This is a genomic window from Actinacidiphila acididurans, from assembly GCF_016918855.1.
GTDB classification, from domain to species: domain Bacteria; phylum Actinomycetota; class Actinomycetes; order Streptomycetales; family Streptomycetaceae; genus Actinacidiphila; species Actinacidiphila acididurans.
This window is the reverse complement of sequence record NZ_JADKYB010000011.1, coordinates 51863-74629: the sequence shown is the minus strand read 5'-3', so window position 1 is coordinate 74629 and position 22767 is coordinate 51863. Positions and strand designations below refer to the sequence as shown.

The following is a 22767-nucleotide window of genomic DNA, read 5'->3' as shown; positions in this document are numbered from 1 at the left end:
CGGACGGGGGTGAGGAGGTACGGCGGTGGACGGCGCGCGCGGCGATGCCATCGAAATGCGGGCGGCTTTGCTGCGGATGCGCAGATCAGGGCTGCTGCCGGTGGCCTTCGGCGGGCTGGTGCCGAGCCCGGCGGCGCCCCCGGCGCGCCTTTTCCGGATCACCGAGCTGTCCGGCACCGACACCGAGTCGCTGCGCGGGCTGGCGATCAGCACCGGCAACGGTCTGGGCGGCAAGGCACTGGCCAGCGCCCGGCCCTGCACGGTGACCGACTACCGCTCCTCCCGGGTGATCAGCCACGAGTACGACCCCGCGGTCGCCTCCGAGGGGCTGCGCTCGGTGCTGGCGGTGCCGATCGTGGTGCACCGCCGGGTGCGGGGGGTGCTCTACGGGGCGCTGCGGGTGCCGTACGCGATAGGCGACCGCCCGCTGAACGTGGCGCTGGACGCCGCCCGCGAGCTGGAGCAGGCACTCGCCGTGCGGGACGAGGCGCATCGGCTGCTGTCCTTCGCGCAGGCACCGGTCGCCGCGGACCCGCGGGCCTGGGAGGAGGTGCGCGAGGCGCACACCGAGCTGCGCTCCCTGGCCGGCCGGATCGGCGATGTCCACCTGCGGCAGCAACTGCTGTCCGCCTGCGCCAAGCTGGCCGCCGCCGCGGCCCCGCCGGAGCAGCCCGCGCCGGCCCCGGCGGTGCCGCCGCCCCACCTGACCGCCCGCGAACTGGACGTGCTGGCCGCGATCGCCTCGGGCGCGACCAACGCGGCGGCGGCGACCCGGCTGCGGCTGCGCCCGGAGACGGTCAAGAGCTACCTGCGTTCGGCCATGCGCAAGCTCGGCGCCCACACCCGGCTGGAGGCGGTCGTCGCCGCCCGCCGCTCCGGGCTGCTGCCCTGACAGTGCCCTGAGCCCTGAAGCCTCCGGCCCCGCCCGGGAAAATCCGGCGCTGCCGGCCACTCCCTCGCCCTACTCTCCTGCCACGACAACCACCAGGGGAACGTGGCGGAAGGGAAGGAGGCCGGGGTGTCGGTCGATCGAGTGCTGGGATTCGCGGCGATATCACTGGTACTGGTGCTGATTCCGGGGCCGAGCGTGCTGTTCGTGCTGGGCCGGGCGCTGGCGCACGGGCGGCGGACCGCGCTGGGCAGTGTGCTGGGCAATGCGACGGGGGCCTACGTGCTGGCCGCGCTGGTGTCGCTGGGACTCGGCGAGATCGTGTCGCGGTCGGTCGTGGTGTTCACCGCGCTGAAGCTGGCCGGGGCGGCGTATCTGGTGTTCCTCGGGGTCAGGACGTGGCGGCACCGCAGGGCGCTGGGCGTCACGGGGACGGCCGAGGGGCCCGCGCCCGCCCGCGGTGACCTGCGGGTGCTGTGGGAGGGGTTCGTGGTGGGCGTGACCAACCCCAAGACGATGGTGTTCTTCGCGGCGGTGCTGCCGCAGTTCGTGGACCGGGGGGCCGGCCGGGTCCACGAGCAGATGCTGCTGCTGGCGCTGGTCTTCACGGTGCTCGCGCTGATCTGCGACAGCATGTGGGCGGTCGGGGCCTCGGCGGCCCGCGCCTGGTTCGCCAGGTCGCCGCGCCGGCTGGCCGCGGTGGGCGGTACGGGCGGGCTGGCCATGATCGGCCTGGGCGTCGTGGTGGCCGTCACCGGCCGCGCGGACTCCTAGCGCACCCCCGAAGACCCGCCGGAGCATCAGCCGAGGCGCCTTCGGCGCGGGCAGTGTGCCGGGTTGTGAGCAGTCACACACCCCGGCACACTGCGAAACGTTTGCGTTTCGATAGGGGCGGTCGTACGGTCAGTGGAGTACGAAACCGTTTCGTTCAAGGAGCGGAACGCCGTACCCGTCCCATGTCAGGAGCGCGTCCATGTCACAGTCCAGCACCGATCAGCGCGTCGGTGATTCCGTCCCCGGCCTGCCGGACCACCCACTGGGCAAGGAGCGGGAGGCCGGCGCCGAAAAGCCGAGCCACCGCTGGTGGGTCCTCGGCGTCATCGCTCTGGCCCAGCTCATGGTCGTGCTCGACGCGACCGTGGTGAACATCGCCCTGCCCTCCGCGCAGAAGGCCCTCGGCTTCAGCGACGGCAACCGGCAGTGGATCGTCACCGCCTACTCACTGGCCTTCGGCAGCCTGCTGCTGCTGGGCGGCCGGCTGGCCGACCTGATCGGCCGCAAGGTCGTCTTCCTGGTCGGCGTCGTGGGCTTCGCCGGCGCCTCGGCCCTCGCGGGCGCCGCACAGAACTTCCAGGTGCTGGTCGCCGGCCGCGCCCTGCAGGGCCTGTTCGGCGCCCTGCTCGCCCCGGCCGCGCTGTCGCTGCTCAACGTGACCTTCACCGACGCCAAGGAACGCGCCAAGGCGTTCGGCATCTACGGCGCCATCGCCGGTGCCGGCGGCGGCCTCGGCCTGCTGCTCGGCGGTGTCCTCACCCAGCACCTGAGCTGGCGCTGGACCCTCTACGTGAACCTGGTCTTCGCCGTCATCGCCTTCTTCGGCGGCATGACCCTGCTGCGCCGCGGCGCCCCGACGGCGCGGCCCAAGCTGGACGTGCCCGGCACGATCCTGGTCACCGCGGGCCTGTTCGGCATCGTCTACGGCTTCTCCAACGCCGAGACCCACCACTGGGGCTCCCCGATGACCTGGGGCTTCCTGGTCCTGGGCGTCGCCCTGGTGGCCGGCTTCAGCTGGTGGCAGACCCGCGCGGAGCACCCGCTGCTGCCGCTGCGCGTCCTGCTCGACCGCAACCGCGGCGCGTCGTTCCTCCTGCTGGGGATCGCCGGTGCGGGCATGTTCGGCGTCTTCCTCTTCCTGACCTACTACCTGCAGCTCACCCTGCACTACAGCCCGATCAAGACCGGCCTGGGCTTCCTGCCGATGATCGGCGCCCTGATGGTCGCGGCCCAGCTCGCCACCAACGTGCTCACGCCGCGGTTCGGCCCCCGGCCGGTCGCCCCGCTGGGCATGGCGCTGGCCGCCGGCGGCCTGGCCTGGCTGACCTGGCTCGGCGCGAACAGCTCCTACGCGTCCCACGTGCTGCCGCCGCTGCTGGTCACCGGCATCGGCATCGGCCTGGCGATGCCCACCGCGATGAGCGTGGCCACCGACAAGGTCGCCCCGAACGACGCGGGCGCCGCCTCCGCCGCGGTCAACACCATGCAGCAGGTGGGCGGTTCCATCGGCACCGCGCTGCTGAACACCCTGGCCGCCAGCGCCGCGACCCACTACCTGGCCGGCAAGCCGCACACCGCCTCGGTCCTCGGCCAGGCCCAGCTGCACAGCTACTCCACCGCCTACTGGTGGTCGGCCGGCCTGTTCGCGGTCGGCGCGATCGTGGCCCTGTTCCTCTACCGCAGCGGCCGGATCGAGCCCGCCGAGGACGCCGTGCAGGCCGTGCACATGTAGCCGCACGGCCCACCGAGCGCCCCGGTGTCGCGTGGAGCGGACAGCGCCCGGGGTCATGGGGGCCGGTCGCCGGGTCATCGTGGGGACGGGACACCCGGCAGCAACCGGCCCCCACCAACCAACTGCCCCGCAGGTGCGCGACCCCCGTGCGCACCGGCGGGGCAGTTGGCGTCGTACGACCGGCGCAGCGCTCGTACGCCGTGTCCGCGCCGCCTCCCCCGCGCCGCCTCCCCCGCGCCGCGTGACCCCGCCCGGACGGACCTTGACACCGCCGAAGGCCGTGAGCGACCGTGAGATTCAGGTCAGCCCCTCACCCGTGCACGACTGCTCAGCGCGCTCCCGGCCACCTTCGGGCCTGGGCCGGGCGGGTCCCCACCGGACACGTACACGGAGGCCGGACATGCCGTCCGACAGCACCGACGCCGCCCCGTTCAGCGCGCGCTTCGCCGTGCCCGACGGCTGGGGCCCGCACCTGATGCCGGACCTGACCGGCCGGCTGGCGGTGGTGACCGGCGGCAACGCGGGACTGGGCCTGAGCACGGCGCGGGAACTGGCCCGGGCCGGGGCCGATGTGGTGCTCGCGGTACGCAGCACCGCGCGGGGCGCCGCGGCGGCCGCCTCGATCCGGGCGGCGGCGCCGCGCTCGCGGGTGGACGTACGCCGGCTGGACCTGGCGGACCTGTCCTCCGTCCGCGACTTCGCCGGCCGCTTCCTCGACGACTACCCGGCGCTGGACCTGCTGATCAACAACGCCGGGGTGATGGCGCCGCCGTACCGCAGCACGGCCGACGGCTTCGAGCTGCAGTTCGGCACCAACCACCTGGGGCACTTCGCGCTGACCGGACGGCTGCTGCCCGCGCTCGGCGCCGCCCTGGCCGCCCGCGTGGTGACCGTCGGCAGCGACCTGCACCAACTGGGCCGTCTGGACTTCCGCGACCTCCAGTCCCGCCGGCACTACTCGCGGCTGCGCGCGTACGCCACCTCCAAACTGGCCAATCTGCTGTTCACCGCCGAACTCGACCGCCGGGCCCGGGCGGCCGGGCTGGGCCTGCGGGCGTACGCGGTGCATCCCGGCTACGCGGCGACCTCGCTGGCCCTCACCGGCCGGCCGGTGCTGGTCCAGCATCTGATGGCGCTGTCCCAGGCGCTGTTCGCGGTCAGCCCGCTGCGCGGCTCGTACCCCACGCTGTGCGCGGCGACCCTGCCCGGCCTGCCCGGCGGCGTGTTCCTCGGCCCGCGCGGCCGCGGCGCCCTGCGCGGCTCCCCCGCCGTGCGCGTCCCCGGCGAGCGGGCCCGCCACCGCCCCACCGCGGTCCGGCTGTGGGAGGTCTCCCAGGTGCTCACCTCGGTCCGGTACGACTTCACCCCGCGGCGGATGAGCTCCCTGTGACGGCCGGGGTCTCGTGGGGCCCTTCGCTCACCCGTTCGGGGGTACGGGTCCGGTGCCGATCCCCGGTGCCGGCCGCCCGGAGCGGCGGCGATGCGGCCCGAACGCGCCGTACCGGGCCGGACCGGCCCGGGTTACCGTGGGCGCATGCACCTGAGCGAGCCTCAGCCGGCCGCCGACGAACCGGCCGCCGACGCGCCCGAAGGGGACGAGCCGCTTCCGGCCGCCGACGCGATACGCGTCCGGTCGCTGTACGTGCCGGTCCGGCGCGGACCCGCGGGCCCGGTGCTGCGGCTGTGGCGCACCCCCTTCGGCACCCGCACGGTCGTCGCCTTCACCAGCGACCGCCGGCTGCGGTCGGTGCTCGGCCCCTGCCAGCCCTGGATCCGGCTGTCCGAGCAGGCGCTGCGCCGGATGGCCGAACCGCTGGGCACCCGGCACCTGACCGTCGACCCGCTGCTCACCGCCCGGCCCCCCGCGTCCTGGTCCGCGCCCGACGAGCCGTGCACGCAGCCGCAGTGACCCCGGCCCTCCCGTAACGGGGGTCCCTCCCTCGTCGGCCCGAGCGGCCGGAAGCGGCTCCGGAAAAGTCGCCAGCAATTTCCGCGGCCCGTCCCACTTTTCTGTTATCCGCAGGTCATGGCACCGTCTCCTGTTCGAGGGCAGCAACGCGGCACGCCCGTGCGGGCGGCATGCCGGACGAGATGGGACACGTGATGCGCGCAGGCGATCGGGTCGGGCCCGACCCCGCGGTGGTGACCGCGGCGCGGGAGGGGGATCAGCGGGCACTGGACCTGCTGATCGCGGAGTGCCTGCCGCTGGTCTACAACATCGTCGGACGGGCCCTGGACGGCCACGACGACGTGGACGACGTGGTGCAGGAGACCATGCTGCGGGTCGTGCGGGGCCTGGGCGAACTGCGCGAGCCGACCGCCTTCCGGTCCTGGCTGGTGGCCATCGCGGTACGCCAGATCCGCGACCGGGAACAGGCCCGCAAGGCGTCCTGGCACCGGCAGACCGCGCTGGACGCGGCCGAACTCATCGCCGACCCGGCCTCGGACTTCGCCTCGGTGACCATCCTGCGGCTCGGCCTGACCGACCAGCGCCGGGAGATCGCCGAGGCGACCCGCTGGCTGGACCCGTCCGACCGGACCCTGCTGGCCCTGTGGTGGCTGGAGGAGACCGGCGACATCGGCCGTACCGAACTCGCCGAGGCGCTGGGCCTGAGCCGGCAGCACGCGGCGGTGAAGGTCCAGCGGATGAAGGAACAGCTCGAGACCTCCCGCAGTGTGGTGCGGGCGCTGGGCGCCTCGCCGGAGTGCACCGACCTGCGCCGGCTGACCACCGGCTGGGACGGGGTGCCGAGCCCGCTGTGGCGCAAGCGGTTCGCCCGCCATGTGCGCGGCTGCGAGACCTGCCTGCGCCCGGGCGGCGCGCTGCTGCCGATGGACCGGCTGCTCAGCGGGCTGCCGCTGCTCCCGGTGCCGCCGAGCACGCCCTTCGCCCACCACCTCGGCGCGGCCGCCGCGCCCCACACCGGGGCGTACACCGGCGCCCACGCCACCACCCCGGGGCACGCCTTCGCGGCCCCTTCCGGACCACCCTCCCCGGCCGCTTCCCCCGTCGCGGCCCCGCGCACCGCTCCGTCCTCCCCCCATCCCCCACGGCGGAGCGGTGCGCACTCCTCACGGCACGGACGGCCGCGGCTGCGGACCCGGCTGCCGCACGGCCCGCTGGGCGCGCCAGCGGCGGCCGTCGGCGCGGTCGCGGCGGTGGCCGCCGGCGCGCTGCTCGCCGCCCACCTGGCCTCCGGCTCCACCAAGCCGACCGCGGCCACCGTGCCGCCGAGCCCGGCCCCGACCACCAAGGCCGCCGCTCCCGCGCCGACCACGCCCTCCCCCACGCACACCACCGCGCGGCCCACCCCGACTCCCACCCGCACCACGGCCAGGCCGGCCCCGCGCCCGGCCCGGCGCACCACGCCGCCCCCGCCGCCGGTGGCCGCCCCGCCCGCGCCGCCGGCGACCTCGGCCCGCAAGGGGGTCGGCGTCTGGACGTTCAACGGGGTGAACACCGCCCTCGGCCGCTCCGGCGCGCAGTGGTACTACACGTGGTCCACCACCCACAGCGGCATCTCCGGGCCCGGCTTCGTCCCCATGATCTGGGGCGCCAAGAGCGTCACCGCCGACTCCCTCGCTGAAGTCCAGCAGGCCGGGCCGTACCTGCTGGGCTTCAACGAGCCGGACATGGCCCAGCAGTCGAACATGACGGTGGACCAGGCGCTGTCGCTGTGGCCGCAGTTGGAGGCCACCGGGAAGGTGCTGGGCAGCCCGGCGGTCGCGTACGGCGGGGACACCCCCGGCGGCTGGCTGGACCGCTTCATGACCGGCGCCGCGCAGAAGGGCTACCGGGTCGACTTCATCACGCTGCACTGGTACGGCGGGGACTTCACCACTCCCGACGCCGTCGCGCAGCTCCAGTCGTACCTCCAGGCGGTGCACAACCGCTACCACAAGCCGATCTGGCTCACCGAGTTCGCGCTCACCGACTTCTCCAACGGCACCCGTTACCCGACCGACCAGCAGCAGGCGGCGTTCGTGACCGCTGCCACCAAGATGCTCGACGGGTTGCCGTGGCTCCAGCGCTACGCCTGGTTCGGGCTGCCGGCCAAGGACGACGGTCCCAGCACGGGCCTGTTCCACAGCGGCCCCGTCGAGACGCCGGCCGGCCGGGCCTTCGAGGCGGCCCGCTGAGCGCACTTCGCTCGAAGGACCCCATGCGGCCGGGCCCGTGATCCCCTGCGCGGGATCACGGGCCCGACCGTCGTACGGCGTGCGCCCCTCGGACCGGCCCAGACCGCCTCAGACCGCCTCAGACCGCCTCAGACCGCCTCAGACCGCCTCAGACCGCCTCGGCGACGATCAGCGACTTCGCCCCGGACAGCCCGTCGTGAGCGACGAACCGCCAGCCGGTCGCGGCCAGCCAGTCGCGGCCTTCGTCGAGGCTGTACACGTCGCCGTGCTCGATGTTGACCGCGTACTCCCCGGCCATCAGCGCCGCGATGGGCGGGTCGGTGTGGGTCGGGTCCATCCAGTGGTCCACCAGCAGCAGCCGCGCCCCCGGCTCGACCGCGCGGCGGGCCTTGGCCAGCAACGCCTGGTTCTCCTCCGGCGAGAAGCAGTGGATCACGTTCGCCAGCAGGGCGCTGTCGTGGCCGGTGGGCAGTTCGACGGCCAGCAGGTCGCCGCCGACCACGCCGATCCGGTCCGACAGGCCCTGCTCCGCAATCCGTTGCTCGGCGATGCCGACGACCTGCGGCAGCTCGAACACCGTTGCGGCCAGCTCCGGTTGGGCCCGCACCAGCGCGATCGACCAGGAGCCGGTGCCGCCGCCGATGTCGAGCAGCCGGCGGCGGCCGGCGAAGCGGTCGGTCGCGGCCAGCGCCTCGGCCGGTCCGGCGTTCAGCGCCTCGACCCCTTCGGAGAAGATCTTCTGCGACTCCGGGTCCAGGCCGGTGATCTGGGCCTTGGGGCCGCTCCGAAGGGCCTCCGCGAGGTCGGTCCAGGCCGGGTAGCTGAACCGGTCCGAGAACCGCAGGAACGGGCGCAGGTCCCCGGGCCCGGTGCCGGTCAGATACGCGGCCGCGGCCTCGCTGTTGCGGTAGGTGTCGCCCTCGCGCACCAGCATGCCCAGCGACACCATGGCGTCCGCGCAGATCCGGGCCGCCCTGCGGGTCAGCCCGGTGCGCGCGGCGAGGGCGTCGAGGTCCGCCGGGGCGTCGGCCAGCGCCTCGAAGAGGCCGAGTTCACTGGCCGCCATCAGGAACTTGGCGGCCCGGAACCCGCTGACGAGATCGAGGATCGGTGCCGGGGAGACGATCTCGGCGGTGGCTGCGGCCGAACCGGTGGGGTGGTTCTCCACCGATGTCATCGCGTTTCCTCCTGTGTCGAGGCGGTCTGGGTGAGGGGGTGTGGGGGGTGCTCGGGCGGTGTCGCGGGCTGTCTCCCGGGCGGCGGCCCGGACCGTGTTCGTACCGGTGCCGGCGCGTGCCGACAGGCGTCGGCGGCGGTCGGCAGGTGCCGGCGGTCGTCGGCAGGGTCCGGTGGTCTCAGACGTCCCGCAGCAGTTCGGCCACCCGCTCGCCGATCATGATGGTCGTCAGGCCGATGTTGGCCCGGACCATGGTGGGCATGATCGACGCGTCGGACACGTAGAGGCCGTCGACCCCGTGGACCGCGCAGCGCTGGTCGACGACCGCCAGGGGGTCGTCGGCGGCGCCCATCCGGGTGGTGCCGACGGGGTTGTAGGCGGGGTCCACCGTGGTCCTGACGTAGTCGCGCACGGCCTCGTCGTCGTCGATGAGCGAGTTGTTCAGGACCACGACCCGCTCGGCCAGGTCGCGCAGCTTGGAGGACTGGGAGAGCTCCCAGCCGACCCGCACCCCGTCCACGAGCAGTTGCTGGTCCCGTTCGGTGGCGAGGAAGTTGAGGTCGATGCGCGGCGCGACCCGCGGGTCGGTCGACGCCAGGGTGACGCTGCCGCGGGAGCTGGGTTCCCGGGCCACCACGAGCACGCTGAACACCCGGCCCGCGCCGGCGGCCTCCCGCATGTGCGGGAACTGGGTGGCCAGGTCGAAGTGGTTGACCAGGGCGTAGTACATGTCGTTCTCGCGCCCGGTGCTGGGCGCCGCGGTGCGCACCACGACCTGGCCCATGGCCGCGCCGAAGTTCTCGGCGCCGGGCTTGGGCACCAGGAAGACGGCGGTGCGGGTCTGGTCGTGCAGGCCCGCGCCGACACCGGGCAGGTCCCGTACGACATCGATGCCGAGCCGGCGCAGGTCGTCCTTGGGCCCGATGCCGGACCGCAGCATGATCGCCGGCGAGCCGATGGCGCCGGCGGCCAGGATCACCCGGCGGGCGCGCAGTTCCTGGGTGCCGGATCCGGACAGCACCTCGACGCCCCGCACACCTTCGCCGTCGACGAGCAGCCGGCTCACCGATGTGTCGGCGATGATCGTCAGGTTCTCCCGGGACCGGATCGGCGGCAGGTACGCCGACGCGGTCGACACCCGTCCGCGGACGTCCCGGCGGTTGGACGGGGCCGCGCCGACGCCTGTCGCGGATGGGTGGTTGTGGTCGTCAATGAGTGGAATTCCGGCGGCCAGACAGCCCTCGAAGAACATCGCCTGGGCAGGCGTCAGTTCCTCGGGCCGCCAGCGGCGGATGGGTATCGGGCCGTCGTGGCCGTGGAATTCGCCGCCGAAGTCCAGGTCGTTCTCCAGGGCCATGAAATGGGGCAGCACCTTCGACCAGGACCATTCGGTGTTGCCGAGTGCGGCCCATTCGTCGAAGTCGCCCGGCAGCGCCCGCAGTGCGATGGTGTTCCCGACCGCGGACGCGCCACCGGCGACCTTTCCCTGGTAATACCTGGTGGTGCGGTCCGGACGTATGCCGGCGGTGAATTTCCAGTCGTGCTCGACCAGCGACATCTGGTTGCCGTCCAGCAGGTCACCGGGCGTTTCGGCCGGTGTGGGGTAGTCCGGGCCGGCCTCGATCAGGGCGACCCGCCGGGTCGGGTCGGCGCTCAGCCGCGCGGCCAGGGGAATCCCCGCGCTGCCGGCCCCGACAATGATGTCATCGAATGTGTCCAGCGCCTTCATCGGCGTCTCCGCGTCCTCGAGGTGCATTCGGGTGGGATTTCGGGCTGTCACGATTCGCGTAACGTGTCGTGCCCCGGCGGAAGCCCCGCCCCGGTCCGGACGTCGGCCCCCTGTCCGGGCATATCGGCACCGCAGGGCTCCGCCCGATCGAGCCCGGGCGTGAAAAGCACTGCGCCTGTTCCCGACATGCCAGAAATACCCCGAGCGCATGGAGCCGCTGCGGCAGGTGTTCCCAGTGTTGCCCGGTTTCCCGCGTGGCGTCCAGCCCCTTCGGTCACAGATGTTGACTGGTGTTCACATCGCTCCTCCGGGCCGCCGCCGGGTCGGCCGGGACCGCCCGCGCCGGGCCGCAACCGTACGGCGCCCGCCGTCGTCACCAGATGCGGTGCGGTGGCCGGAATCGCCGTGGTGGCAGGGGCCGTTGGACGGTCGCGGCCGGCCGCGGGCACCTGTCCGGCGCGGGGCCGGGGCAGGCTTCGGCTGACGTCACGGCGTGAGGGGGCGGTACGGCTGAACCGACTCAGGCGGATGCTGCGCGCGGACTTCCCGCGTCCTGACCCCGAGTACTCCGCGCCTCGTTACGAGCCGCTCGCGCCGCTGGGGATGAACCGGCGGCTGGTCGCGGCGGCCCGCGCGGACGAACGCGAGGCCCCGCACGAGCCGTTCGGGCCGGGCGGGGACCCTGCGGTCTGCCCGGCGCCGCACTCCGCCGCGGTGATCGCCGCGCTGACCGAGGAACAGCGCCGCCACGTGGTCCGGGAACTCCAGAGGCGGCGGGAGGGCTTCCTGCGCCGCGACCGGGAATGGTGGGCCGTCAAGGCGCTGGCCGACGTCCGCTGCGGCTGGTCGCCGCACGAGGCGGCCGGACTCCTCAGGTCGGCCGTCTCCGAGTTCGGCCACGGGCAGCCCGCGCGCTGGGGCCCGGACAGCGAGCACTGCCTGCACCTGCCGCTGGCGGCGGTCGCGGAACTCGCGCCGCAGGACCGCGGACCGACCCTGCCGTACCTGCGCCGGACGCTGGCGCTGTGCACGGACCCGCACGGCACCGAGCCGCCGGCCCCGGACCGCGAGCGGTGCGCGCGGCGGCTGACGGACACGCTCGCCCTGCCCTTCCCGGTGGACCCGCTGCTGCCGCGCGAGGACGCCTACGCCGCCGCCGTCCGCTGCCACCTCGGCCCGGAGCTGTACCACCCCGACGTCGTGGAACTGCTGCGGCTGTGCGCCGGGGCGGACGGCATCCGGCCTGATTACGCCTGGCTGGGCTCGGTCCGCGAGCACCTGGAGCGCTCCTCCGTCGCGCGGGACGCGCTCCGGCCGCTGCTGTTGCCGTACCAGGGCGAGGAGTACGCGTGCCGGGCCGGCCGGGGGCTCCACTCGGGCGTGCCCGGCCCGATCGGCGGGCGGCTGCTGGGCGCGCTCGCCTGGGCCGCCTGCCTGTCCGGGCAGCCGGGGACGGTGGACACGCTGGCCACCGCGCTGCGGCGGCACTCGCGGCTGCGCAGCGACGAACTCCCGCCCGGCTCGGCGCTGTTCTTCCGCGCGGGCCTGGCGGCGCTGGACGCGCTGGCGGGCGAACCGGGGGCCGGCGTCCACCAGCGGCTGCTGCCCGACCCGGGCCAGGCCCTGCGCGGGCTCGCCCGGCGCCAAGTCAACCGGCTCCGGCAGCAGCCCGCGAACTGGGCCCCCACGGCGCTGCGTTACGTGATCGGCGACTACACCGCGCAGCTCACCGTCGACTCGGACGGCACGGTCTCGCTCGGCTTCCGCAACGCGCACGGCCGCGCGCTGACCGGGGTGCCCCAGCGGGTACGGTCCCGGGACCCCCTGCGGTACGCCGCGCTGCGCACCCGCCTCACCGAAGTACGCGCCCAGGTCGCCACCCACCTGGGCACCCTCGCCGAGCGCCGCATCGCCGATCCGGGCACCCCCGCCGCCACCTGGACCGCCGCCTACCTCGACGAACCCGCCCTCCAGCCCCTCACCCGCGCCCTGATCTGGCAGGCCGACACCCCCCGCGGCCCCGTCCTCGGCCTGCCCGTACGCCGCCGCCGCTCCACCCACTGGATGCTCCGCGACCTCACCGGCGCCGTCCACGAACTCACCGACGACACCCCCGTCCGCCTCTGGAACCCGGACCGAGCCGACGCTGATGTCGTCCGCGCCTGGCGTGAAGTGCTCAAGCGCCAGCGGGTGCGGCAGCCGGTGCGGCAAATCCCGGAGTGAGGGTGGGCGGGTGGACCCGCACCCCGGGGCAGGTGGGGGCGAGCGTCAACGTTCCCGTTTCCTGGCAGGCGTTGGGGGTCGGCGTGCCCAATGCCCCTTTTTTTGCCGCCGCCTCGCCTCCGGGCGCTTAAATCCGGTGTCGACGGTCGATCGTGCCCGGTCCCTCGTTCCTCGGGACACTGCGCGCGTTCTCCCTTTCGACACCAGCGCGCCCTTTGGCTCGACGGCTACACGGCGAACCCGGGGGAAGACGGCTCAACTCCCCACCCGGGCCGCGCCCTCCCGGTGGATCGGGCGGCCCGCGCCCCGCAAGGGGCGACCCGTACCCCCGTAGCGGAGGGCGACGATTTCGGCTGTGATGGACAGGGCCGTCTCCTCCGGGGTGCGGGCGCCGAGGTCGAGGCCGATCGGGGAGCGCAGGCGGGAGAGGTCGGGGGTGGTGAGGCCGGCGTCGCGGAGGCGGTCGAGGCGGTCGAGGTGGGTGCGGCGGGAGCCCATCGCGCCGACGTAGCCGAGGGGGAGGCGCAGGGCGCGTTCCAGGAGGGGGACGTCGAACTTGGTGTCGTGGGTGAGGACGCAGACCGCGGTGCGCCCGTCGAGGCGGCCGGCCGCGGCCTCGCGCTCCAGGTGCCGGTGCGGCCAGTCCACGAGCACTTCGTCGGCCGCGGGGAAGCGGGCCGGGGTGGCGAAGACGGGGCGGGCGTCGCAGACGGTGACCCGGTAGCCGATGAAGGCGGCGGCCCGGGTGAGGGCCGCGGCGAAGTCCACCGCGCCGTACACGAGCATCCGCGGCGGCGGGACGCTGGACTCGACCAGGAGGGTGAGCGGGACCCCGCAGCGGCTGCCGTCGGCGCCGATGACGAGGGTGCCGGTGCGCCCGGCGGCGAGCATCGCGGCGGTCTCCGCGGCAGCGGTGGCGTCCCGTTCGCGGTCGCCGAGCGTGCCCTCGTACCCGCCGTCCGGCCGGACCAGCAGGGCGAGGCCGAGCAGGTCGGCCGGCCCGGCGGTGATCCGGGCGACCGCCGCCGCCTGGTGGGTCGCGGCGGCGGCCAGCGCCCGGGCGAGTTCGGGCCGCCGGGCGGGGTCGATCCGCTGGACCAGCACCTCGATCTCGCCGCCGCAGGTCAGGCCCACCGCGAAGGCGTCGTCGGCGGACCAGCCGAAGCGCTCCACGGCGACCGCCGGGCCGTCGCCGGACAGCGCGTCGCGGCACAGCTCGTACACCGCGCCTTCGACGCAGCCGCCGGAGACGCTGCCGACGGCCCGGCCCTCGCCGTCCACGGCGAGCGCGGCGCCGGGCTGCCGGGGCGCGCTGCCGCCGACGGCCGTCACGGTGGCGACGGCGAACGGCCGGCCCTGCCCGCACCAGCGGTGCAGGTCCTCGGCGATGTCCAGCATGTCGGTTCAGCTCCTCCGGCGGTCGGTCCGGCGGCCCGGCGGTACGGCGCCGGGCCGGCCCTGGTTCGGACAACACCCCCCGCGCGGCACGGTCACGGTCCGGTCAGGTGCTCGGGGCGGACCGGGACCCGGTTCAGTGCGCGGCCGGTGGCCTGCCGGATCGCGGCGAGGACGGCCGGGGTGGCGGACAGGGTGGGCGCCTCGCCTGCGCCGCGCAGGCCGTAGGGGGCGTGGTGGTCGGCGAGTTCGAGGATGTCCACCGGGATGGTGGGCGTGTCGAGGATGGTGGGGATGAGGTAGTCGGTGAAGGACGGGTTGCGGACCTTGGCCGTGAGCGGGTCGACCACGATCTCCTCCATGACGGCGATGCCCAGGCCCTGGGTGGTGCCGCCCTGGATCTGGCCCTGGACGGACAGCGGGTTGAGCGCCTTGCCGACGTCCTGGGCGCAGGCCAGCTCGATCACCTTGACCAGGCCGAGTTCGGTGTCGACCTCGACCACGGCCCGGTGCGCGGCGAAGCTGTACTGCACGTGGCCGTTGCCCTGGCCGGTGCGCAGGTCGAAGGGCTCGGTGGGGCGGTGCCGGAACTCGAGCTCGACGTCGACCGCCTCGTCGCCCAGCACGTCGGCGAGGGCGGCCAGCGCCTCGCCGCCGTCGGTGACCACCTTGCCGTCCTCCAGCACCAGTTCGGCGGTGGCCCAGGCGGGGTGGTGGCTGCCGAACCTCCGGCGGCCGAGTGCCAGCACCCGTTCGCGGACCGCTTCGCAGGCCTGCTTGACGGCGCCGCCGGTCAGGTAGGTCTGCCGGGAGGCGGAGGTGGATCCGGCGGAGCCGACGCGGGTGTCGGCGGGCTGGATGGTGACGGCGGTGACGCCGAGTTCGGTACGGGCGATCTGCGCGTGGACGGTGACGCCGCCCTGCCCGACCTCGGCCATCGCGGTGTGCACGGTCACCACCGGCTCGCCGCCGATGACCTCCATGCGCACCCGGGCGGTGGAGTAGTCGTCGAAGCCCTCGGAGAAGCCGACGTTCTTGATGCCGACCGCGTAGCCGACGCCGCGGACCACGCCCTCGCCGTGGGTGGTGTTGGACAGGCCGCCGGGCAGGGCGCGTACGTCGGGGCCCTCGCTGGTCTCCCACTGCCGTTCGGGCGGCAGCGGGCGGGCCTTGACCCGGCGCAGCAGTTCGGCGACCGGCGCGGGCGCGTCCACCACCTGGCCGGTGGGCATGACCGAGCCCTGCTCCATGGCGTTGCGCTGCCGGAACTCCACCGGGTCCAGGCCGAGTTCGGCGGCGAGCCGGTCCATCTGCGCCTCGTAGGCGAAGCACGCCTGGACCGCGCCGAAGCCGCGCATGGCGCCGCAGGGCGGGTTGTTGGTGTAGAGGGCGAGCGCCTCGACGTCGACGTCGTGCACCACGTACGGGCCCACGCCCAGGGAGGCGGCGTTGCCGACCACGGCCGGCGAGGAGGAGGCGTAGGCGCCGCCGTCCAGCACGATCCTGGCCCGTACGTGGGTGAGCTTCCCGTCCTTGGTGGCGCCGTGTTCGTACCAGAGCCTGGCCGGGTGGCGGTGGACGTGGCCGAAGAAGGACTCGAACCGGTTGTAGACGATCTTCACCGGTTTGCCGGTGCGCAGTGCCAGCAGGCAGCCGTGGATCTGCATGGACAGGTCCTCCCGGCCGCCGAAGGCGCCGCCGACGCCGGACAGTGTCATGCGCACCTTGTCCTCGGGCAGGCCGAGGACGGGCGCGATCTGCCGCAGGTCGGAGTGCAGCCACTGGGTGGCCACGTACAGGTCCACCCCGCCGTCCTCGGCCGGCACCGCGAGTCCGGACTCGGGGCCGAGGAACGCCTGGTCCTGCATGCCGAACACGTACTCGCCGGTGACGATCGCGTCGGCCCGCGCGGCCGCCGCGTCGGCGTCGCCGCGGATGACGGGCTGGCGGTGCAGGACGTTGGGGTGCGGTACGTGGCCGGCGTAGTGGTCGGTGCGGTGCTCGTGCACCAGGGCCGCGCCGGGGCCGGTGGCGGACGCCTCGTCGGTGATGACGGGCAGCTCCTCGTACTCCACCTGGATCTTCGCGGCGGCCCGGCGGGCGGTCTCCGGGTGGTCGGCGGCCACCAGGGCGACGGGCTCGCCGTGGTGGCGGACCTTGCCGTGGGCGAGGACGGGGGTGTCGCGGATCTCCAGGCCGTAGTGCTTCGCCTCGGCGGGCAGGTCGTCGTAGGTGAGCACCGCGTACACCCCGGGGGTGGCGAGCGCCTGGGAGGTGTCCACGGACACGATCCTGGCGTGCGCGACCGGGCTGCGCAGGGTGTACCCCCACAGCATGTCCTCGTGCCACAGGTCGGAGGCGTACGCGAACTCGCCGGTGACCTTCAGGACGCCGTCCGGGCGCAGGGTGGACTCGCCGATGCCGCCCTTGGTGGCGCCGGCGCCCTGGGTGAGGCCGGCCGGGGTGAGGCCGGTGGAGCCGGTACCGGGTTCGGTACGGTCGCGCGCCGCGCCGGCGCCGGGCCGAGGGGGCGTCACGCGTCCACCGTCCCCGCGGTGCGCGCCGCTGCCAGCCGGACCGCGTCGAGGATCTTCTCGTAGCCCGTGCAGCGGCACAGGTTTCCGGACAGGGCCTCGCGGATGTCGCCGTCGCTCGGCGAGGGGTTGCGGGCCAGCAGGTCGTCGGCGGCGACCAGCAGGCCGGGGGTGCAGAAGCCGCACTGCACGGCGCCGGCGTCGACGAACGCCCGCTGGACCGGGGACAGCGTGCCGTCCTCGGCGGCCAGGCCCTCCACGGTCCGCACGTCGCGGCCCTCGGCCTGCCCGGCGGCCACCAGGCAGGAGCAGACCAGGTCGCCGTCAAGGCGGACCGTGCAGGAGCCGCACTCGCCCTGCTCGCAGGCGTTCTTGGAGCCGGGCAGGCCCAGCCGCTCGCGCAGCACGTACAGCAGGCTCTCGCCCTCCCAGACGTCGTCGGCCTCCTGGCGGCGGCCGTTGACGGTGAAGGTCACGCGCATGTCGGGGTCCTCTCCTCGCCTCGGTACTGCTCCCAGGTCCAGGTCAGCGTCCGGCGGGCCAGGACGCCCAGCGCGTGCCTGCGGTAGGCGGCGGTGCCGCGCACGTCGTCCACCGGGTTGGCGGCGCCGGCCACCAGGCCCGCGAAGTGCCGCAGCAGCGCCGGCGGCAGCGGGCCGCGGCGGTCCCAGTGCCCGCCGTCGGCGAGCTCCGCGGCCAGGAACTCCTCGGCGGCGGTGGCGCGGATCGGGGTGGGCGCGGCGGAGCCGATGCCGGTACGCACGCCCCGCACGTCGGGGTGCAGGGCGATGCCGAAGGCGCACACCGCGATCACCATGGCGTTGCGCGTGCCGACCTTGGCGAACTGCTGCGGGCCGGTCGCCTTCTTCAGCCGGACCGCCCGGATCAGCTCGTCCGGGGCCAGCGCGTTGCGCTTGACGCCGGTGTAGAAGGCGTCGATCGGGATCAGCCGGGTGCCGCGCACCGAGACCGCCTCGACCTCGGCGCCGCCGGCCAGCAGCGCGGGGTGGGCGTCACCGGCCGGGGAGGCGGTGCCGAGGTTGCCGCCGACGCCGCCGCGGTTGCGGATCTGCGGCGACGCCACGGTGCGGCCGGCCAGCGCCAGCCCGGGCAGGTCGCCGGCCAGTTCCTCGACGATCCGGGTGTACGGCACGGCCGCGCCCAGCCGCACGGTGTCGCCGTCGCCGTCCCACTCCCGCAGTTCGGTGATCCGGCCGAGGTCCAGCAGGTGCTCGGGCCTGCGGTGGTCGAAGTTGATCTCGACCATCACGTCGGTGCCGCCCGCGATCGGGACGGCCGCGGGGTGCTCGGCCTTGGCGGCGAGCGCTTCTGGCCAGCTGGCCGGGCGCAGGAAGTCCATGCGGTCGTCTCTTCTCGGGTGCCGAGGTGCCGAAGGGGTGCCGAAGGGGTGCCGAACGTTGCCGAAGGTGCCGAGGGGTGGTCGGCCGTGCGGTGCCGGGTCCGGTCCGGGGGCCGGGTCCGGCGGTGGGCCGGCGCGCGGTGCGGGGGGCGCTCGGCGGCGCGTCCGGGTCCCGCGCGCCGGGCTCCCGGAATGAGCCATGCACACGACGTAGGCCCAGTACACGGCCGGTCACCCGGACGGGTGCAGTCACCGAAACCATGAAGGGCTTCGCCGGCCGCCTGCGGGGTCTTGTAGATTCCTCTGAAAAGGGTGTCCGCGAAACCCGGTGGCATCCCACCGGCAACCCGGCCGGAACCCGCCCGACACGCAGGAATCCGTACGGCCCGACCACCCGACGGCCCCTGACCCCCACCGACCGAACCTGACCGAACGCGACCGACTGTGACGTACGCCGACCGATCCCGACCAGATCCCGGCCTTTCGTGATTCCGTCACCACCCATCACGACCGGCCAAGGGGGCGCCCCGCCCCGCCGGTCGCCCCGGGCTTCCCCCACCCCCTACCCGCCCACGACGACTCCCGACGACCTTCACCACGACTTTGACCACGATCTTCACCACGAGGCGAAACGATGCGGCTGCGCGCACTGCTGGACACCGAAGCGCTGGGCCTGCGGCTGCTGGGCGGCGCGGACGAGCTGGACCGTACCGTGCGCGGGGTCATGACCACCGACCTGCGCGACCCCAGCCGCTATCTGACCGGCGGCGAGCTGGTGCTGACCGGGCTGGCCTGGCGGCGCGGCCCGCGTGACTCCGAGCCGTTCGTACGGATCCTGGCCGGGGCCGGGGTGGCGGCGCTCGCGGCCGGCGAGGCGGAGCTCGGCACGGTCCCGGCGGACCTGGTGGCAGCCTGCGCCCGGCACCGGCTGCCGCTGTTCGCGGTGGACGAGCGGGTCGCGTTCGCGACCGTCACGGAGTACGTGGTGCGGCAGGTCTCCGGCGAGCGGGCCGGCGACCTGGCGGCGGTGGTGGACCGGCACCGGCGGCTGATGGCGCCCGGCCCGGGCGGCGGCGGCCCGGACGCGGTGCTGGACCTGCTCGGCAGCGACCTGGACCTGCGGGCGTGGGTGCTGTCGTCCACCGGCCGGGAGATCGGCGGCTCCGGCTACCCGCTGCCGCACGCGCTGCGCGCCGAGCTGGCCGGTGCCCAGCAGGCCGCCGTGCGCACCGGCCGGCCCGCGCCGCACCGGGTGGCGGCCCCCGGCGGCCGGACGTTCTCGCTGTTCCCGGTCCGCGCCGGCGAGGGCGGCGAGGACGTACGGGCCGGCGTCCTGTCCGACTGGTTCCTGGCGGTGGCCGCCGACGCCGGGGAGTGGCCGGCCGAACGGCTGGACCTGCTGCACGGGGTGACCCAGCTGATCGCGGTCGAACGCGACCGGCGCGAGGCGGCCCGCCGGATCCGCCGCCGGCTGGCCGCGGAGGTGTTCGAGCTGGTGCGGGGCGGGGCGCCGCCCGCCGAGATCGGGGCGCGGCTGCGGGCGGCTGCGCCGGTACTGCTGCCGGGTACGTCCGCCGCGCCGTCCTGGCAGGTCGTGGTGGCCCGGGTGGACTGGGCGGGCGGAGAGGTGCCGCCGGGCCCGGCCGCGCAGCCCCTGCTGGAGGAGGCGCTGGCCGACCCCGCCGAGTCCGGCCCCGACGCGGCCGAACGGGTCGCCGTGGCGCACGCGGAGGACACCGCGATCGCCCTCGTCCCGCTGCCCGCCCCGGCCGGCGGCGGCGCCCCCGAACCCCTGCACGCCGAAGCGCTGTTGGCGGTGGTACGCGGCCCCGTGGGCCGGGGGCTGGCCGACGACGGGCGCCTCACGATCGGGGTCAGCGCGGCCGTCCACTCCCCCGAAGGGCTGCGCGGCGCCCTCGAAGAGGCCCGCCACGCCCGCCGCGTCGCCGCCGCCCGCCCCGGCCGGGTCTGCGTCGCCGGCCACGAAGAGCTGGCCTCCCACGTCCTGCTCCTCCCCTTCGTCCCCGACGACGTCCGCCGCGCCTTCACCGCCCGCCTCCTCGACCCCCTCCGCGCCTACGACCAGCGCCACCGTGCCGATCTCATCCCCACGCTCGAGGCTTTCCTCGAATGCGACGGTTCCTGGACCCGGTGTGCCACTCGCCTCCACCTCCACGTCAATACGCTGCGCTATCGCATCGGCCGCATCGAGCAACTCACCGGCCGCGATCTCTCCCGCCTCGAGGACAAGCTCGACTTCTTCCTGGCGTTGCGCATGAGCTGACCCGGAAGTGGGCCCGCCCGGCGGCGGGCGGTTCGCCCGGAACAGCCCCCCGGGCGGGGGCACCGCCTGGCGGGGGCGGTTCGCCGGGTAAACCAGGGGCGCGGGGAACTGCGCGCTCAGCCGGCCACCGGCTGGTGGTCCGGACACGACAGCAATTGCCCCTTTGGGGCGGTGGCGACCCGCGGCCCGGTAGTGGGCTGGTCGCGCAGTTCCCCGCGCCCCTGACTACTCCCGGCGAACCGGACTCAGTGGACGGGACGCAGCGCGTCAGGGGTCAGGGCGGCGAGGGTGGGGTAACCGTCGACGGCCATCAAGAGGTCCGCCTCGGCGAGGAGGGTGCGCAGGACGTGGACGATGCCGTCGGTGCCGCCCAGGGCGAGCGCATAGGCGTAGGGGCGGCCGATACCGACTGCGGTGGCGCCGAGGGCGAGAGCTTTGACGATGTCGGTGCCGCTGCGGACGCCGGAGTCGAAGAGGACGGGGAGGCCGTCGGCGGCCTGGACGACACCGGGGAGGCAGTCAAGGGCGGGCAGGCCACCGTTGGCCTGGCGCCCTCCGTGGTTGGAGCAATAGATCGCGTCCACGCCACCGTCCTTGGCGCGGCGCGCGTCCTCGGGGTGGCAGATGCCCTTGACGATCAACGGGAGGTTGGTGAGGGACCGCAGCCAGGGGAGGTCGTCCCAGGTCAGGGGGTTGCCGAAGACCTGGACCCAGTGCAGGACGGTGGCCTGGGGGTCCTCCTCCGGCGGGCGGGCGAGGGCGGCCCGGAAGACGGGGTCGGTGGTGTAGTTGGCGAGGCAGTGCCCGCGAAGCTGGGGGAAGTTCGCGGTGGCCAGGTCGCGGGGGCGCCAGCCGGTGACCCAGGTGTCCAGGGTGACGACGATGCCCGTGTAGCCGGCCTTCTCCGCCCGGTCCACCAGGCTGGCCGCAAGGTCGCGGTCGGCCGGCGGGTAGAGCTGGAAGAAGCCGGGCGTGCCGCCGAGTTCCCCGGCGACCTGCTCCAGCGGGTCGACGGACAGCGTGGAGGCGACCATGGGCACGCCCGTACGGGCCGCCGCGCGCGCCGTCGCCAGGTCACCGTGGCCGTCCTGGGCGCACAGGCCGATCACCCCGATCGGGGCCAGGAACACCGGCGCCGGCCAGATCCGGCCGAACAGCTCCACGCTCAGGTCCCGCTCGGCCGCGCCCACGAACATCCGCGGGATCAGCCCCCAGCGGTCGAAGGCGGTGACGTTGGCCCGCTGGGTCCGCTCGTCCCCCGCGCCGCCGGCCACGTACGACCACACCGAGGGCGGCAGCGCGGCCCGCGCCCGCTCCTCGAGCTCCGCGTGCGCCATGGGCAGCTCCGGCAGCACACCGCCCAGGCCGTTGAGGTAGATCTCGTTCTGGTAGTTCCCGAACGTCATGACCCGGGCTCACCCTCTCTTCCGTCGGCGAACACGGCCGAAGCGCTGGATTCTCCCACCGCGGCGCGGCACCGCACAGGGGCCCGCCACCCGTACGGCGCAGGGCCCGTATCCGCACCGGGACCCGGACCTAGTGAAAGTGATCCCGTTCACAAGAACTGATCGCCTACCCCTTGGCGTACGGGCCTTCCGCGTGCTGGACTTCCGCCACTGGACACCGGCGGCAAGCCGCCGGACACCTGGCGGACAACTTCACAGGCACACGCAACTGCTCACTTTGGCTCGACGACGCGCTTGGGGGAGATGCTGTGGCGGACACCGTCCTGTCGGAATCGGTGGTCGGCGTACCGGACGTCTGGCGGCTGCGGGCCCGCGGCTGCTGGGCCGAGGCGGCCAGACTGCTGGCGCCTTTCTGCGAGGACGACGCCCGAGCCGCACTGCGCAGGGCGGAACTGCTGATCGAGAGTGTGTTCTTCCAGATGGACGGCTGGGCGGAGGCGGAGGACGCGCTGCGCGTGGCCGAGGCGCTGGCCGCCACCGACGAGGAGCGCGGGGCCGCGGCCTCCGAGCGCGGCTTCCTGGCGTACGCCGCCACGGTGTTCTCGGTACGCGACCGCTCCGACGAGGCCCGCGCCGCCTTCGGGCGCAGCACCGCGCTGCTCATGCCCGGTTCCCCCGGCCGCCCCCTGCTGGACTTCCGGCGCGGCCTGGTCGCCGAGAACATCGCGGCCAACCCGACCGCCGCGCGTGCGGCCTACCGCCGGGCCCACGCCGGCGCCGTGGCCCACGGCGACACCTTCCTGACCTCCTACACCTGGCGCCACCTCGCCGGCCTCGCCGCCGCCGAGGGCGACGTCGCCGAGGCCCGGCACGGCTTCGCCGAGTCCTTGCGGATTCGTGTCTCCCTCGGCCACCTCGTCGGCACGGCCCCTGCGATGCTCGCCCTGGCCGAGGTTTCCCCGGACGACGAGGCCACCTCTTTGCGCCGGGAAGCGGCTCGCCTCTACGAACTCCTCGGCGGCGTCCCCGCCTGGCTCGCAGAGGCCTTCACGGTGTGACCTCGCATATCGGCGGTGCGGTTCGCCCGGAGCAGCCCGGGGGGTACCGCCCGCCGCCGGGCGGGC

At 74.6% G+C, this 22767-nt stretch carries 16 protein-coding genes; 9 read left to right on the top strand and 7 right to left on the bottom strand.

Annotation, left to right across the window (positions count from 1 at the left end):
• The first annotated feature begins 55 nt into the window (after positions 1–55).
• The 6 genes from ITX44_RS21000 (at position 56) to ITX44_RS20975 (ending at position 7535) form a co-directional block, all read left to right on the top strand.
• The gene (locus ITX44_RS21000; RefSeq protein ID WP_205359014.1) at positions 56–892 is read left to right on the top strand and encodes a LuxR C-terminal-related transcriptional regulator; all 837 of its coding nucleotides are present in this window, start codon (positions 56–58) and stop codon (positions 890–892) included.
• 126 nt (positions 893–1018) lie between these two features.
• On the top strand, positions 1019–1663 hold the full coding sequence (locus ITX44_RS20995) for a LysE family translocator (RefSeq protein WP_205358837.1): 645 nt from the start codon (positions 1019–1021) through the stop codon (positions 1661–1663).
• Positions 1664–1862: 199 nt separating this feature from the next.
• A complete protein-coding gene (locus ITX44_RS20990) occupies positions 1863–3395 on the top strand; it encodes an MFS transporter (protein ID WP_205358836.1) in 1533 nt (510 codons plus the stop codon).
• Positions 3396–3795: 400 nt separating this feature from the next.
• Positions 3796–4785: an oxidoreductase gene (locus tag ITX44_RS20985; protein WP_205358835.1), complete on the top strand. Its 990-nt coding sequence runs from the start codon at positions 3796–3798 to the stop codon at positions 4783–4785.
• A 144-nt stretch (positions 4786–4929) separates the two neighbouring features.
• The gene (locus ITX44_RS20980) at positions 4930–5304 is read left to right on the top strand and encodes an SAV_915 family protein (RefSeq protein ID WP_205358834.1); all 375 of its coding nucleotides are present in this window, start codon (positions 4930–4932) and stop codon (positions 5302–5304) included.
• A gap of 194 nt (positions 5305–5498) precedes the next feature.
• Positions 5499–7535: a sigma-70 family RNA polymerase sigma factor gene (locus tag ITX44_RS20975; RefSeq protein ID WP_205358833.1), complete on the top strand. Its 2037-nt coding sequence runs from the start codon at positions 5499–5501 to the stop codon at positions 7533–7535.
• Between the two features lie 148 nt (positions 7536–7683).
• Here the strand turns inward: ITX44_RS20975 and ITX44_RS20970 are convergent, their stop codons facing one another.
• Positions 7684–8712: a methyltransferase gene (locus ITX44_RS20970; protein WP_205358832.1), complete on the bottom strand. Its 1029-nt coding sequence runs from the start codon at positions 8710–8712 to the stop codon at positions 7684–7686.
• A 178-nt stretch (positions 8713–8890) separates the two neighbouring features.
• Complete coding sequence (locus ITX44_RS20965) at positions 8891–10468, bottom strand: GMC family oxidoreductase (protein ID WP_236061187.1); 1578 nt, start codon at positions 10466–10468, stop codon at positions 8891–8893.
• 501 nt (positions 10469–10969) lie between these two features.
• On the opposite strand from ITX44_RS20965, the gene ITX44_RS20960 reads away from it, so the two are divergent.
• Positions 10970–12664 carry a DUF4132 domain-containing protein gene (locus ITX44_RS20960; protein WP_205358831.1) on the top strand — a complete coding sequence of 565 codons (1695 nt, stop codon included), beginning with the start codon at positions 10970–10972 and terminating at the stop codon, positions 12662–12664.
• 255 nt (positions 12665–12919) lie between these two features.
• On the opposite strand, the gene ITX44_RS20955 is transcribed toward ITX44_RS20960, so the two are convergent.
• From ITX44_RS20955 to ITX44_RS20940, 4 genes are all read right to left on the bottom strand, one after another.
• A complete protein-coding gene (locus tag ITX44_RS20955; protein WP_205358830.1) occupies positions 12920–14062 on the bottom strand; it encodes an XdhC family protein in 1143 nt (380 codons plus the stop codon).
• Between the two features lie 92 nt (positions 14063–14154).
• Positions 14155–16479 (bottom strand): xanthine dehydrogenase subunit D, encoded by a 2325-nt coding sequence (pucD, locus tag ITX44_RS20950; RefSeq protein WP_307795426.1) that lies wholly within the window; start codon positions 16477–16479, stop codon positions 14155–14157.
• Positions 16480–16592: 113 nt separating this feature from the next.
• Positions 16593–17075, bottom strand: coding sequence for a (2Fe-2S)-binding protein (locus ITX44_RS20945; protein WP_205358828.1), 483 nt, complete (start codon positions 17073–17075; stop codon positions 16593–16595).
• Complete coding sequence (locus tag ITX44_RS20940; protein WP_205358827.1) at positions 17066–17953, bottom strand: FAD binding domain-containing protein; 888 nt, start codon at positions 17951–17953, stop codon at positions 17066–17068. Before ITX44_RS20940 ends, ITX44_RS20945 begins: the two co-directional genes overlap by 10 nt.
• Before the next feature lie 634 nt (positions 17954–18587).
• On the opposite strand from ITX44_RS20940, the gene ITX44_RS20935 reads away from it, so the two are divergent.
• Positions 18588–20237, top strand: coding sequence for a PucR family transcriptional regulator (locus ITX44_RS20935; RefSeq protein ID WP_205358826.1), 1650 nt, complete (start codon positions 18588–18590; stop codon positions 20235–20237).
• A gap of 245 nt (positions 20238–20482) precedes the next feature.
• Here the strand turns inward: ITX44_RS20935 and ITX44_RS20930 are convergent, their stop codons facing one another.
• Positions 20483–21643, bottom strand: coding sequence for an alpha-hydroxy-acid oxidizing protein (locus ITX44_RS20930; protein WP_205358825.1), 1161 nt, complete (start codon positions 21641–21643; stop codon positions 20483–20485).
• Positions 21644–21951: 308 nt separating this feature from the next.
• On the opposite strand from ITX44_RS20930, the gene ITX44_RS20925 reads away from it, so the two are divergent.
• Positions 21952–22701 (top strand): hypothetical protein, encoded by a 750-nt coding sequence (locus ITX44_RS20925; RefSeq protein WP_205358824.1) that lies wholly within the window; start codon positions 21952–21954, stop codon positions 22699–22701.
• Positions 22702–22767 lie beyond the last annotated feature (66 nt).

Coding starts and splice junctions, on each gene's coding strand:
- ITX44_RS21000 (WP_205359014.1), top strand. CDS start 56: ATGCGGGCGGCTTTGCTGCGGATGCGCAGATCAGGGCTGCTGCCGGTG.
- ITX44_RS20990 (WP_205358836.1), top strand. CDS start 1,863: ATGTCACAGTCCAGCACCGATCAGCGCGTCGGTGATTCCGTCCCCGGC.
- ITX44_RS20985 (WP_205358835.1), top strand. CDS start 3,796: ATGCCGTCCGACAGCACCGACGCCGCCCCGTTCAGCGCGCGCTTCGCC.
- ITX44_RS20980 (WP_205358834.1), top strand. CDS start 4,930: ATGCACCTGAGCGAGCCTCAGCCGGCCGCCGACGAACCGGCCGCCGAC.
- ITX44_RS20975 (WP_205358833.1), top strand. CDS start 5,499: ATGCGCGCAGGCGATCGGGTCGGGCCCGACCCCGCGGTGGTGACCGCG.
- ITX44_RS20970 (WP_205358832.1), bottom strand. CDS start 8,712: ATGACATCGGTGGAGAACCACCCCACCGGTTCGGCCGCAGCCACCGCC.
- ITX44_RS20965 (WP_236061187.1), bottom strand. CDS start 10,468: ATGCACCTCGAGGACGCGGAGACGCCGATGAAGGCGCTGGACACATTC.
- ITX44_RS20960 (WP_205358831.1), top strand. CDS start 10,970: ATGCTGCGCGCGGACTTCCCGCGTCCTGACCCCGAGTACTCCGCGCCT.
- ITX44_RS20955 (WP_205358830.1), bottom strand. CDS start 14,062: ATGCTGGACATCGCCGAGGACCTGCACCGCTGGTGCGGGCAGGGCCGG.
- ITX44_RS20945 (WP_205358828.1), bottom strand. CDS start 17,075: ATGCGCGTGACCTTCACCGTCAACGGCCGCCGCCAGGAGGCCGACGAC.
- ITX44_RS20940 (WP_205358827.1), bottom strand. CDS start 17,953: ATGGACTTCCTGCGCCCGGCCAGCTGGCCAGAAGCGCTCGCCGCCAAG.
- ITX44_RS20935 (WP_205358826.1), top strand. CDS start 18,588: ATGCGGCTGCGCGCACTGCTGGACACCGAAGCGCTGGGCCTGCGGCTG.
- ITX44_RS20930 (WP_205358825.1), bottom strand. CDS start 21,643: ATGACGTTCGGGAACTACCAGAACGAGATCTACCTCAACGGCCTGGGC.